The organism is Clostridium sp. KNHs214, from assembly GCF_000744935.1.
In the GTDB taxonomy this organism is placed as follows: Bacteria; Bacillota; Clostridia; order Clostridiales; family Clostridiaceae; genus Haloimpatiens.
This window is the reverse complement of the sequence record NZ_JQMW01000009.1, coordinates 1,195,049-1,208,727: the sequence shown is the minus strand read 5'-3', so window position 1 is coordinate 1,208,727 and position 13,679 is coordinate 1,195,049. Positions and strand designations below refer to the sequence as shown.

Below are 13,679 nucleotides of genomic sequence, written 5' to 3'. Positions count from 1 at the left end.
ATATTGCTATGGAATTTAGAAAGGAATGAGAAAATGGCTAAAAAAGTTGACATACCTAAAGATAATAATATTATAGAAATACCTCTAGAAGATGCCATGCCTGAAAACTACTTACCCTATGCGGTAGAAGTAGCTAAAGACAGGGCTCTTCCCGATGTAAGAGATGGATTTAAGCCAGTTCACAGAAGAATACTTTATGGTGCATACATGCTTAAGGCTTTTCCAGATAAGCCCTACTTTAAATCTGCAAGAATTGTAGGAGATATTCTTGGAAAGTTTCATCCCCATGGAGATACTTCTGTATATGATGCTTTAGTTATATTGGCTCAAAACTTTTCCACTAGGTATCCTTTAATAGATGGTCATGGTAACTGGGGAAGTATAGATGGTGATAGTGCCGCAGCAATGCGTTATACGGAGGCAAGGCTTACACCTATTGCACTAGAAACTTTAAGAGATATAGATAAAGATGTAGTAGATATGACTTACAACTATTCAGAAACAGAAATGGAACCAAAAGTACTGCCAAGTAGATATCCAAATTTATTAGTAAATGGAACTTTTGGTATTGCAGTAGGACTATCTACAAATATACCACCTCATAATTTGAGTGAAGTAATAGATGGAACAATAGCATATATAGAAAATAATGATATATCAGTAAGGGAACTTTTAAATTATATAAAGGGGCCAGATTTGCCGACAGGTGGAGTTTTGATAGGTAGAAACTCCATATTGTCTAGCTATGAAACCGGTGAAGGAAAAGTTACTTTGCGTGCTAAAACATCTATAGAAAAATTAGATAATGGAAGATGGGGCATAGTAATAAAACAATTTCCTTACAGAAAAAATAAAGCTAAAATACTTCAAACTATTTCAGAGATGACGGCAGACAAAAAACATTCTAAAACATTAGAATCCATAACAGATATAAGAGATGAATCTGATAGAAATGGTATAAGGGCGGTTATTGAATTTAGAAAGTCTGTGGAAAAAGATATCGTAGAGAAGGTTTTAAAGTATTTATTTAAAAAGACAGATCTTCAATGTAATATAAATTTTAATATGGTGGCTCTAGCTAATGGTAAACCTGAAACTATGGGACTTAAAACCATACTTAGATATTATGTAGACCATCAAAAGGAAGTAGTTACAAGAAGGACACTTAAAGAATTAGAAGTTACAAAGAAGAGATTCCATATAGTAGAAGGATTTATAAAAGCTATAGATATAATGGATGAAATATTAACAGTAATAAGGGCATCTAAGTCTAAAAAGGATTCCGAAAATAACCTTGTAAATAAATTTGGATTTACTCCAGAGCAGGCCCAGGCTATAGTGGAACTTATGCTTTATAAGCTTACAGGTTTAGAAATAAAGGTATTTCAAAAGGAATATAGAGAATTAGAAAAGAAAATTAAAGCTTTGGAAAAAATACTATCCAGTGAAAAAGAGCTTTATAAAGTGATAAAAAAAGAACTTTTAGACGTAAAAGATATGTATGGTGATGAAAGAAGAACGGAAATAGTAAAAGATGATGATGAAGCTAAAATAGAAATTGAAGAAATAATAATAGAAGAAGACAATATAATAACTATGTCTGTAGAGGGATTCATAAAGAGAATTTCATCTAAATCTTATGTTAGAACTAATTTAGGAGTAGAAGATATTGAGTATAGAGAGGGAGATTTTAATAAGTATTTTATAGAGTCAAATACAAAGCATAGTTTGATTGTATTCACGGATAGAGGCAATATGTATCAAACAAAGGTTATTGACCTTCCTGAGCTTAAATGGAAAGAGAAAGGTGAAAGATTGGATTCTATAATCAAAGGGTTAAATTTAGAGAAAGAAAAAATAGTAGATGCATACTCTATAGATGATTTTAACAGTGAAAAAGTTTTTGTGTTTTTAACAGATGAGGGAAATGTGAAAAAATCTTCTCTAGAAAGATTCAACACTAGCTATTCGAAAATTTCAGCTTTAAAAATGAAAGATAGTGAAAAATTAATAGATGTAAATTTAATGCATAGCGAAAGAAAAGAAGCGTATATTGAAATTTTAACGGAAAGTGATTTGAAATTTACATTAAAAGAACCTAAATTAGAAGAGGGAGACAGAAATATAAGAGGAACAACTTTAGTAAACCTAGGTTTAAACAATAAAATTAAATCTGTGAAATTTATAGAGGAATACTCTCCTAAGGATCTATTTATCAAAATAAGTAAAACAGGAAATATTAAGATTAGTGATAAAGAAGTGGCAGGAAGCATTAGTTATAAATGGAATGATACTATTCTCGTATTTGATAGTAAAGGATTTGTTCATCAGATACCAGGGTATTTACTGGAGAATATAAGCAGTGACAAATTTAATTTAAGCAATATATTAGATGAATTTAACAAGGATTCTGTGGTATTAAAATCATTGTCCATAAGAGATTTTACTAAAGAGATAGACTTATATTTCTTTAGCAAGAATGGATATGTTAAAAAAACACCTTTAAGTGAATTCAAGGGTAATTATATATCCACTGCATGCTATAAATTTAGAAATGAAGATGATCGACTTATAGGAATAGAAGAGTATAATTCCTTAGATAAGAAAGATATAATCATAATAACTAAAAAGGCAATGAGTATAAGATTTCCAGGAGACTCTGTAAATTATATGGGTAAAATAGCTTCAGGGGTTACAGGCATAAGTTTAAAAGAAAATGATGAAGTAATATTTGGAGCACTTGTAGCGCCAGAATTAACTAAGGAAGACAGTGAACTTAATGAAATTGCTGTTTCGTATACAGGCAATATAAAGAAAGTAATATTAACCACTAATAAGAAAAATGTGGCGAAGGTGCCTTTAGATGAAATAAAGTCTCAAAATAGAGCTGGAAGAGGAAAGAACATTATGATGGTTGTTATGGATGAGATTTTACTCAAATGTAATATAAATGATTAAACCACAAAAAGGTACAAGGCGATAGAATTATGAATCGTGTATATAAATTTGCATTAGGCATTTAAATAAATAACAAGTCAGTATACTAGTCTATTTTGCGTGATACTGCATTAACAGAACCTGCCAATAGTCCTGCGGCGGGTTCTGCTTCATTGCCTGACATAAAATATATCGGAATCTTTGACTTGTTATTTCTTTTCGTGTACCTTAAATGTGTTTAATATAATTATAAGACATTATTTTTAAAAACAAAAAACTTATTAACTAAAAAGGTTATAACTCCTATGGTCATGGAGGCAATTACCTTTGATATATTAAGCCATAGAGAATTTGATAAATTAAACATATTGTATGAATTTAAAATTATAAATAAAAGGGTGTTAAATATGGCAGAAGTGCCAAGAACACCAGCGTATTTAAAATAAGAACTTTTTTTTGCCTTAAAAGTAAACTTTTTATTTAAAAAGTATCCATTTATAGAGTAAGCTATAAAAGATATTAGTTCAAATATAAAAAGTATGGATTTATTAGAGTATATACCTGTTATATAAGTTAGAAGATTTAATATACCTAAATTAATAAGTTCATTACTTCCGCCTATTAAGGCGTAGGTTATAAATTGTAATAAGTTATTAAAAGTTTTTTTATTGTCCATACAAAAGACTCCTTTAATATATAAATCTAAAGATTACAAAAACATATAATATGGCTAAACCACAAAAAGGTACAATGCGATGGAATTATGAAATTTCTCCTCCATGCCTTGCATAAGAGCTAGGAACAATAAATTTAATTTAAGAAATTCTAATCTTTTAGCCATACAAAATTATCTAACGCTCACATTTAGCGTCCTGCCTCAGGTTCGCTAGCCTGACGTCCTTGCCAGGCTTACGATAATTTTATCTGTCTAAAAGAAGAATTTCTAAAATTAAATTTAAACAGTTCCTTGGCTTCTTATGCAAGTCATTTCAGATAAATTTCATAATTCAGGTAATGTAATGCTTATTGTGGGATAATCATAATATAATTTTATAAATATATAATGGGTTATAACAAGTAACTAGTTTACAATCCAAAATACTAGATAGCTAGGATTTTTTAATTATTCACCATTTAAGGCACATTCAAATAAACAATAAGTCAGTATGCTAGTATATTTAACTTGTTATTTTTTTCATGTACCTAAGCAATAGGTTAATGATAAGTGTCAAGTTGAAAAATAAATGATATAGTTAGTATTAATGATAGAAGTAAGTATAGCACAAGTATAACTTTAATTATACTATGTTTTGTAAAAAAAGGATTAAATTAACCAAATATTAAAAGATATATAATAATATATCCATAAGTTTTACTAAATTTGTTACTAAAAAAATATATAGTTAGTACTATAGAAGTAGTATTAGTAAATGTTATATAATAATACTATGATCAACCCACAATAAGGTATAATTTAGGTAATGTAATGCTTTTTGTGGGATAAGCATACTATTGATATTTAGAATTATAAGTAGGTGATTTGATGGAAAAGTTAATTATGAAAAATGGAATAAAAATTGTTTATGAAAAAGTAGAAGGTGATATAACATCTTTTTCTATGGCATTTAATGCAGGTGCTATAGTAGAAGAAAAAAATCAATTGGGACTTGCTCATGTGGTTGAACATATGGTGTTTAAAGGCACAAAAACTAGAGATGAAGAAGAAATAAATGAATTATGTGATGAATATTTTGGATTTAATAATGCTATGACCAATTATCCATATGTAGTTTACTATGCTACATGCTTATCTGAGGACTTTCATAAAGCTTTTCAGTTATATAGTGATATAGTGATAAATCCAATCTTTCCAGAGGAGGGCTTTAAAGAAGAAATAGATGTTATATGTCAAGAACTTAGAGAGTGGAAAGATGATTTGGCACAGTATTGTGAAGATGAGCTTTTCTATAATTCTTTTAATAGCAGAAGAATTAAAAATTTAATAATAGGTACTGAGGAGAGTGTGAGAAGTTTTAAAAGAAAAGATGTAGTTGAATTTTACAATAAACACTATATTCCTGAAAGTTGTGTAATAAGTGTGGTATCATCTTTAGATTTTAAGGAAATAGTGCATAGAATAGAGGACATATTTGGTAAGTGGAAACGAGAACATAAATATGAAAAAGTCAAGGATACACATGAAAATATCAAACATACACAGGAAAAGCATGCGATGGAACTCTCTATAGATGAAATGTTCATTCCGTTGTATGAAGATAATAATTTTGGTACTTTTGTAAAGTTAAAAAAGGATATGGAAACAGCTAAAATACAATATATATTTACCATACATAATTTAAAGGACGAGGAAGTAAAGGCTTTAAGAGTGTTTAATGCTTATTTTGGTGAAGGGACTAGCAGTCTTCTATATCAAAAGATAAGAACAGAGAATGGACTTGCCTACGACATAACTAGCAGCATAAAAAATGAAACAGGAATAAAACTTTTTACAATTTATGTAGGTACCTCAAAGGATAAAATAAGTCAAACTATAAATTTAATAAATCAGCAAATCCAAGAGGTGAAAAGCTGTAAAGGAATTTTTGCACGGGATAGAATCAATAAATTATGTAAAAGTATAAAGTTAAAGCGTTCTTTAGGACTTGAACAATCCATAAGATTAAGCTTAAACTTAGCGGTTTATGGAATTATGTATGGTGAGCCTTTAAGTTTATATGAGCAAATAAAAGACTTAGATAAGGTAGATGAAAATCTTATACTTAGCACAATTAATAAAGTTTTAAATTCTCCTTCTATTCAGGTGATAGAACCAATTAAGTAGACTACAACCGAAATGAATTATATATTTTTTACAAAAATCCTATAAAATTTAAAATAATCTTTAATTACCAGTACTAAATCTTAAACCTTTAGTATATAGTGGACAAGATTTACTCTACAGGTTCCAATGTTTAGTAATTATTAGTTTAGAATTAGTGCTAAGGATAGAGATAGGGGTAGTGGGGTGCTAGGTTTTAGGGATACTTAAGATTTTATTAAATGGCTAGTGGTTCAGAACCACTAGCCATTTAATAAATTTGACTAAATTTTAGCGAGATTTTTGTTTACTTGAATTAGATCTTTTTTTATCTGAAATAAATTTACTAAATGAAGATGGTTTTGAGTATTTATTATTACGAGGTTTCACTATAGAACCTTTTAATATTTCTTTTTCTTGAATTTTTATATTGAAGTTTTTTGAAATTTTTTTAATTATAGAAACTTCTCCTTTTGTAACTATGGAAAAGGCGGAGCCGGATTTACCTGCTCTTCCAGTTCTTCCTGTTCTATGAAGATATTCCTTAGGGTCTCTAGGTAAATCTAAATTAAATATATGAGTTACATCATCTACATCTAATCCTCTGGCAGCTAAATCAGAGGCTACTAAAATATTAAACTTTCCACTTCTGAAGCCTTCCAAGGCTTTTTTACGTTCTTCCTTTGAAGCAGTTCCATATATGCCATAGGCTTTCATGTGATGATATTGAAGTTTTAAGGTGGCTAATTTAATTTCTTCACTTCTATTTATAAATACAATAGCTTTTTCTGGCTTAGTAGAAGCTATTAATTTTCTTAGAGTTTCTATTTTATCTCTGTGTTCTGTTACAAAATACATATGAGTTATATTTTGATTAGCTATGTTTTTATCTTCTACTTTTATAATTTCAGGATCTTTCATTAAAGTTTTGCCTGTATTTAAGGTTTTTTCATTTATAGTAGCTGAAAAAACCATTAATTGTCTGTCTCTCATAGTTGTCTTTATAACTTCTTTTACTGAATTTAAGTTATTTTCATCTAAAAGTTTATCTCCCTCATCTATAACTATAGTTTTAATAGTGTGGGCAGATATTTTTCTCTTTTTTATAAGCTCAAGTATTCTTCCAGAGGAACCCACTATTATGTGAGGTTTTTCCTTTAGTTTTTCTATTTGCCTTTTTATATTGACTTCACCTATTATAGTGGCAGAGGTTACACCAAGTCCCGAGTTTTCTGACAAAAGTTTTATTTGTTTATCTATTTGCATAGCTAGCTCATGAGTTGGAGCTAAGACTATTGCTTGCATTTCTCTTTTATCACTATGTATCTTTTGAAATATAGGAAGTAAATAAGCCAGTGTCTTTCCACTGCCGGTTTGAGATTCACCTATTATATCTTTATTTTCTAGGGAAATAGGAATTGCTTCCATTTGAATATCCGTTGGCTTTTCGATACCCTGTTTTTTTAACGCTTCTATTAAATTTTGGTTTAAATTTAATGTATTGAATGAATTTGTCATAAGTTATCCTTGACTCCTTTATAATTTATTTAGTCATAATGTATTTTATCACAATAATGTATTTTATATAAGCCAGTATACATAGAAAAAGGTATTACTAAATATATTTTCACTTGCTACTAGAACTCAAGTACATCTTATCACCTAAACAGATATTTTAAATACAATTGAATTTATAACAAAATAAAGGTAATATAGAATATATATTTATAAAATTCACAATAAAAACAATTTTTTATTAGTGATTAAACACAAAAGGATACAATGTGCTGAATTATGAAATTTCTCCTCCATGACTTACATAAGAGCTCGGAACAATAAATTTAAACAGTTTCTTGGCTTCTTATGAAAGTCATTCCAGAGAAATTTCATAATTAAAATAATGTAATGCTTTTTGTGGGATAATCATCTTAGTGTTATTTCATTAAAATATATTAGAAATAATAAAATGGAGGGAAGAACATGAAAATTTACATATCAGCAGATATAGAGGGGATAAGTGGTGTAGTTAAAGGAAGTCAAACTATAGAAACAGGTCATGATTACGAAAGAGCAAGAAGACTCATGACTGAAGAAGTTAACGCAGTAATAAGGGGAGCAAAGGCTGCAGGAGCTTGTGATATATTAGTAAATGATTCTCACGGTCCTATGACAAACATAATTATTGAGGATTTAGATGAAGATGCAAGACTTATATCTGGAAATAAGAAACTTTATGGAATGATGGAAGGATTAGATGAAAGTTTTGATGCTGTAATGCTTATAGGATATCATGCTAGGCATAATACACCTGGTGTGCTTTCACACACATACTATGGAATTGTAATTTCAGAAGTAAAAATAAATGGAAGAGTATTTGGAGAATCTGAGTTTAATTCTCTTTTAGCAGGACATTTTGGAGTGCCTGTGGTTATGGTATCTGGTGATAATGTGCTTTCAGACCAAGTAAATGCATTTAATGAAAAAATAGAAACAGTAGTAGTTAAAAAAGCACACAGCAGATATACTGCAGAATGTGTACAACCTAAAAAGGTACACAAAATGTTAGAGGAGGCTACTAAAAAAGTACTTTCTTCAAATTATAAAGATATAATAGAGCCTTGCAAAATTGAAGGGCCAGTGGAACTAGAAATGGCATTCCTAAATAGCGGCATGGCTGAAGCTACCTTATTTATTCCAGGAGTAGAACTTATTGAGGCAAATAAGATTAGATATAAAGCAAAAGATATAGTTGAAGCTTATAAGATGAGAGCTGGACTTACTACTCTTGCAGCTAGCACGTTGAAATAAAAATGGTAATAGAATTTTAGTATTATTATCATTAACCTAAATTTACATATGTAACTATTAAGGAGCTATGGAAAAAAAAGACTTCAATATAGTAAAACAAGATTATGTTTAACATAATCTTGAAATGTAGTTTATAAACAATATAGGAGGGAATGACACCTATATTGTTCAATATATGAATAATATGATAATAAAGCATTGTTCTAAAACATAGCCTAGAAGAAAAATAGCAAAAAAATATGTAAATATTAAGAATATTGAAAATAAATTCATTGACTTATAGTAAAATGTATAATATACTAAATTTATTAAAAATATTTGATTTAAAGGGGAATTAGGAAATGATTGGTGCGTTGTTTTTATTCTAGTGAATTTAAAATCTAATAATAAAATCATGGCAGAAATATAATAGTTTTTTATAAACTTATGTAGTTAGTTTTTTGTATACCTAAAAAAGGTTATCTTAATTGATTAAAACAACATTGACTTTATAAGTAGCTATGGATTAATTGGCTTTGTTTGCTATGAATTTTAAGATTTTAGTAATAGAGATTAAGAACAACATCAATTACAATTCCTTAATTTTATATTAGGATAAGTTATAAATAGAGAAGTGAATATTTGTAAAGTACTAAATGTATTGAAAGGGTTAATAAACCCTTTAATATTGATATGTTATTAGGTTTAAAAAATGGACTACTTCTCAGCTTTAACTTTCTTAATAATTTGGAGTTACAACTGTGTTGTCTTTGATAGCACAGTTTTTTTATTTTCAATAGTATATGTTTAATGATTCTATTTATCATTAAAATCGTACATATATGATATTGAATAGGAAGGGGATGTAAATGAATGTATGTTCATGTGCATCCTTAATTTTTTTTAGGAGATGGTTATCAAATATTTAAAAAGCATAAAAAAATAAAAGTAATAAATTTATTAAATTGTTAAAGCATATTAAAAAATAGGGGAGTTTACTATGATAAGAGATTTTAAGTTAAAAGATGTAGGAGCGATTAATGAAATAATTAGCAGAGGAGATATTATAGACGAAATAGATGTAATTAAAGATATACAAAGCCAATCAGAGAAATTCTTAGTTTATGATGATGCAGTTATAAAAGGCTTTGCGTATGCAGTAAAGAGAGCAGAAGGAAAAAATGAATGGAATGTTGAAGTTTATGTGGATATTAAGGAAAGGAGAAAGGGCATTGGTACAGCACTATATGAGGAATTATTTAGATATTTAGAGCAGGAAAAACCCAGTGTTTTAGTTACGGAATTTAGGGTAGATATTAAAGATCCTACTCTCTTTTATGAAAGGCTGGGATATCAAAAGTGGTATGGATGCCCAAACTTATTCTATAAAGGATCAGTTCAACACAATATAGATATTAGCTTTGTAAATTATGAGGACAAGTATTATGAGCAATATGCAAAATGCAGACAAGAATGTTTTTATGATTTGCGTAAGGAGTATGATTTCAAACCATATTTTATTCCAATGTCCAAGGAAGACAGAAAAAATTTTTTAAATGAGAAAGATTCAATATACATTGCATTAGATAAGGATGAGATAATAGCATGTACTACAGTAAAGAATGGATATATAGATAATATAATGGTGCCACCAGCTTATCAAGGCATGGGTTATGGGAAAAAGGCTACTCAATTTGCTATTAATAAGGCTTTAAGTGAAGGTGTACAATCAATTTATCTTTGTTATATAGATGGAAATGAAAAGGCAGATAAGTTATACAAATCACTTGGGTTTGAGACTTTGCAAATTATACATGTCCATAGAAAATTTATAGGATAGGAGTATTTATAATAAGAATTAAATTTGCTTGAAGGAGAAAACTATGAAGGAAATTTATATAAATAGAGAAGGAATTAAAGCAAGAATTTATGAGTGGGGAAATCACCAAAATCCCAAAATTATATGTTTTCATGGTTTAGGTAGTACAAGCCTCAGTTTTATTGAATTAGGTGAGTTATTGAAGAATGAATATCATATTATATCTATAGATTTACCAGGACACGGAAAAATATCTGGATTTTTAAAAGAAGAAGACTATGAAATGCCTAACATGGTTAAATGGATTGATAAAATTGTTTCGAGCATAACAAAAAATAGTTTTTTTATATTGGCACATTCATGGGGTGCGGATATTGCACTTCATTATATAGCTGCATATCCATCAAAAGTTAAGAAGGTTATGTTGTTAGATGGGGGATATTATATAAAGAATGAGATCTATGCCTATGAGGCTTCAAGGTCAGGAATGATTGATTCTTTACAAAAGGAGATAGATTATTATATTAAAGATTTTGATGAATACTGTTTTGATACATTAGAAGAACATATTAAATTGGAAAAGAGTAACTATAATAGATGGTCTCTTCTGTTAGAGGAAGCTGCAAAGGATTTAATAAGAGTGGAACAAGGTAAATATAAATATCATGCAAATGGTTTTACCGCATCAGGTGCTATAAAGACAATGTATTATTATCCAACCAGTGATATTTACGATAAATTGAGTACTCCAATTTGTTTACTACAAAGTACACTTCCGGAAGCTATGGGTGAAATTAGAGATATTTTAGTTGGAAAATTTAAAATTAAAACAAGTTTAAAGGTAAAAAAAATTCAGGAGGCAGGACATATGATACATTGGGATAAACCGTATGAAGTAGCTAACGAAGTATTTACTTGGTTTAAATAAAAATAATGGTTGCGTTAATTAAAAGTATAAACTTATATTTATTTAAAAATTAATGAAGAATAAAGAAAAGTTTATTTAAGAAATAATGAAGAGTTAATAAAACAGGGAGGATGCTTATGTTAAAAATAGGAAACGTTAAAACTGGAGAATTAGAAAAAGTATCAGAGGTTATTTTAAAGAAGAGATGTTTTAAAAGAGAAGGTAATTTAATTTATATAAAAAAGCCCCAGTTTTATGAATTAACTTATGTGAAAAAACTTTGGGCCAATGAGGAAACTATGAAAGATGTAGGCGGAGCTTTAGATTTTTCTAAAGAAAAATGGGATAGTTGGTATAAGAAAATGGTAGAACCGGGAGATGGAAGGAACTTTTATTGTCTCATTTACAATAATGAGCACCAAAGTGTTGGGGAAGTTAGTTTTCATAGATATGATGAAATAAATAAAACTGCTGAGTTTAACATAAAGATAGAAAGTAAATATAGGGGCAGGGGTTATGCCAATGAGGCCATGAAACTTATGTTAAAATACTACTTTTATGAATTTGGTGGAGAGGTTATGTTGGACGAAGTGATAAATGTAAATGGGCAGCAGGCTTTAAAGAAATTTGGATTTGAAGTGATTTCTAGTGCAGAAGAAAGCATTAGTTTTAGAATGACTAAAGAGAGATTTGAAGAAATTGTGTAAAAGAAGTGAAATTTATGTAAGGCGGGATGTAAATGAGAGATATATTTATAGATTTATTTAAAGAATTAGAATTTACAGGTGATTTAAAAAAAGATACTTATAACTTCTTAACAAAGCAAAATAGATTTAGAATAGCAGAGCATTCTCAAAGAGTAGCCAAAATGTGTAAGGTTTTAGCGAAACAGTATGGTGCTAATGAGGAACATGTAGAAATAGCAGGATTATTACATGATATTGGTGGTGTTTATCCAAATGATCGAAGACTTTTTATATCAAAATCTCTAGGAGTGGATATTTTGCCTGAAGAAGAGAAGGTACCATTGATTTTACATCAAAAGATATCAAAAGCTATGGCAAAAGAAATATTTAATATAAATTCACATGAAATTTTAAGTGCCATTGAATGTCACACTACACTTAAAAAGGAAGCATCTAAAGTAGATAAGATTTTATTTATTGCTGATAAAATAGAATGGGATCAAGATGGGATACCACCATATATAGAAGAAGTTGAAAATGGATTAAATAAATCATTAGAAATGGGTGTATTTGCATATTTGAAGTATCAATGGAAAAATAGACATAAACTTTTAGTTATGCACCCTTGGCTTGAAGAGGCTTATAAAGATTTATCAAAAAATGTATGTATAGTGAGGGATAAATAAAATGGACTTTTATAGAGCAACAGAAAGTAATATTAAATATAGAGATGGATCAGTAGATGTGAAGAATATTTTAAAAAAGAAAAACAAGTTTAGTGCATAAATGCGAAAGTGAGGAAAAAAATTATGTATAATTTTAGTGAGTACAAAATTATAAAAGCAGATATAAGACAATGGGCAACATATCATGCTATATATAGATTAAGTCAATTAAATGAGTGGATGCCTTTAACGTTTAAGGGAGAAATAGAACGATATATTAAATCAGACTTTGCATACTGGGTAGTTAAAAATAATAGAAAAATAGGTGGTGCGCTTATAAAGCCGAATATGCTTAAATGCGTTTTTACCATAGAACCTTTTGAAGATAAAGAAGAGTTAAGTAGAGCTTTAATATATCATACACAAAAAATATCGGATATGAATAAGGAAATTGTAGTACCTAATGTAGATTTATCATTAGTTAATCTTTATAAAAGTCATGGATTTTTAAAGGAAAGAGGAGAAAAATTAATGATATGTCCTACAGGAAAATATAATGTAGATTTTGGTGATGAGTTTAGCTATAGTATACCGGAAACTAAACATAAAAAAGAAATGACTCAGTTATATTATGATACCTATAGTAAAAGTAATGTGCCACTTATAGCAGCTCAAAGCTACCAGTTTCAGATGAATAGTGTGGATATATTCTTTAATCATGTTAAAGCTATGAATGTTCCCAAAAGGTGGTCGTCACTTATATATCATAAGGCTGATAATAAGCTTGTTTCTGCATGTACAGTGGGGCTTATTAATGGATTTCCATATATACTTGATTTAGTAGTACATCCCCATTTTCAAAGAAATGGACTAGCTAGGAAAATGATTATGAGATTATTAAATTTAGCTAATTATGAGTATGAAGCTGTAAGATTATGTGTAGACACAAATAATGATGCACAACTTTTCTATAAGGAAATGGGATTCACAGGTTTAGGAGAAACTGCATATATGGTAAAAAGAGCATCTGATAATATCTAGCAAGAGAAATTGTTAATAA

The 13,679-nt window shown here is 29.0% G+C and carries 10 protein-coding genes; 8 read left to right on the top strand and 2 right to left on the bottom strand.

The window, feature by feature from the left end; translation table 11 throughout:
• Positions 1–33 precede the first annotated feature (33 nt).
• Positions 34–2,958, top strand: coding sequence for a DNA topoisomerase IV subunit A (locus CC89_RS08250; RefSeq protein ID WP_035291004.1), 2,925 nt, complete (start codon positions 34–36; stop codon positions 2,956–2,958).
• 226 nt (positions 2,959–3,184) lie between these two features.
• Here CC89_RS08250 and CC89_RS08245 read toward each other — a convergent pair whose 3' ends face one another.
• On the bottom strand, positions 3,185–3,613 hold the full coding sequence (locus CC89_RS08245; protein ID WP_035291003.1) for a GtrA family protein: 429 nt from the start codon (positions 3,611–3,613) through the stop codon (positions 3,185–3,187).
• A gap of 867 nt (positions 3,614–4,480) precedes the next feature.
• Between CC89_RS08245 and CC89_RS08240 the strand changes: the two genes are divergently transcribed.
• A complete protein-coding gene (locus CC89_RS08240; protein WP_035291002.1) occupies positions 4,481–5,779 on the top strand; it encodes a M16 family metallopeptidase in 1,299 nt (432 codons plus the stop codon).
• Positions 5,780–6,046: 267 nt separating this feature from the next.
• On the opposite strand, the gene CC89_RS08235 is transcribed toward CC89_RS08240, so the two are convergent.
• Positions 6,047–7,273, bottom strand: a complete 1,227-nt coding sequence (locus CC89_RS08235) for a DEAD/DEAH box helicase (protein WP_035291001.1) — start codon at positions 7,271–7,273, stop codon at positions 6,047–6,049.
• A 462-nt stretch (positions 7,274–7,735) separates the two neighbouring features.
• On the opposite strand from CC89_RS08235, the gene CC89_RS08230 reads away from it, so the two are divergent.
• From CC89_RS08230 to CC89_RS08205, 6 genes are all read left to right on the top strand, one after another.
• The gene (locus CC89_RS08230; protein WP_035291000.1) at positions 7,736–8,563 is read left to right on the top strand and encodes a M55 family metallopeptidase; all 828 of its coding nucleotides are present in this window, start codon (positions 7,736–7,738) and stop codon (positions 8,561–8,563) included.
• A gap of 979 nt (positions 8,564–9,542) precedes the next feature.
• Positions 9,543–10,382: a GNAT family N-acetyltransferase gene (locus tag CC89_RS08225; protein WP_035290999.1), complete on the top strand. Its 840-nt coding sequence runs from the start codon at positions 9,543–9,545 to the stop codon at positions 10,380–10,382.
• 43 nt (positions 10,383–10,425) lie between these two features.
• Positions 10,426–11,289 (top strand): alpha/beta hydrolase, encoded by an 864-nt coding sequence (locus CC89_RS08220; protein WP_035290998.1) that lies wholly within the window; start codon positions 10,426–10,428, stop codon positions 11,287–11,289.
• A 116-nt stretch (positions 11,290–11,405) separates the two neighbouring features.
• A complete protein-coding gene (locus CC89_RS08215; protein ID WP_051931602.1) occupies positions 11,406–11,975 on the top strand; it encodes a GNAT family N-acetyltransferase in 570 nt (189 codons plus the stop codon).
• A gap of 32 nt (positions 11,976–12,007) precedes the next feature.
• The gene (gene yqeK / locus CC89_RS08210) at positions 12,008–12,640 is read left to right on the top strand and encodes a bis(5'-nucleosyl)-tetraphosphatase (symmetrical) YqeK (protein WP_051931600.1); all 633 of its coding nucleotides are present in this window, start codon (positions 12,008–12,010) and stop codon (positions 12,638–12,640) included.
• A 123-nt stretch (positions 12,641–12,763) separates the two neighbouring features.
• Entirely contained in the window at positions 12,764–13,660 is an 897-nt protein-coding gene (locus CC89_RS08205) for a GNAT family N-acetyltransferase (protein ID WP_035290996.1), read from the top strand.
• Positions 13,661–13,679: the final 19 nt, after the last annotated feature.

What these genes read in the sequence shown, in the direction of transcription:
- CC89_RS08250 (WP_035291004.1), top strand. Translation starts at nt 34, where the DNA reads ATGGCTAAAAAAGTTGACATACCTAAAGATAATAATATTATAGAAATA.
- CC89_RS08245 (WP_035291003.1), bottom strand. Translation starts at nt 3,613, where the DNA reads ATGGACAATAAAAAAACTTTTAATAACTTATTACAATTTATAACCTAC.
- CC89_RS08240 (WP_035291002.1), top strand. Translation starts at nt 4,481, where the DNA reads ATGGAAAAGTTAATTATGAAAAATGGAATAAAAATTGTTTATGAAAAA.
- CC89_RS08235 (WP_035291001.1), bottom strand. Translation starts at nt 7,273, where the DNA reads ATGACAAATTCATTCAATACATTAAATTTAAACCAAAATTTAATAGAA.
- CC89_RS08230 (WP_035291000.1), top strand. Translation starts at nt 7,736, where the DNA reads ATGAAAATTTACATATCAGCAGATATAGAGGGGATAAGTGGTGTAGTT.
- CC89_RS08225 (WP_035290999.1), top strand. Translation starts at nt 9,543, where the DNA reads ATGATAAGAGATTTTAAGTTAAAAGATGTAGGAGCGATTAATGAAATA.
- CC89_RS08220 (WP_035290998.1), top strand. Translation starts at nt 10,426, where the DNA reads ATGAAGGAAATTTATATAAATAGAGAAGGAATTAAAGCAAGAATTTAT.
- CC89_RS08215 (WP_051931602.1), top strand. Translation starts at nt 11,406, where the DNA reads ATGTTAAAAATAGGAAACGTTAAAACTGGAGAATTAGAAAAAGTATCA.
- yqeK (WP_051931600.1), top strand. Translation starts at nt 12,008, where the DNA reads ATGAGAGATATATTTATAGATTTATTTAAAGAATTAGAATTTACAGGT.
- CC89_RS08205 (WP_035290996.1), top strand. Translation starts at nt 12,764, where the DNA reads ATGTATAATTTTAGTGAGTACAAAATTATAAAAGCAGATATAAGACAA.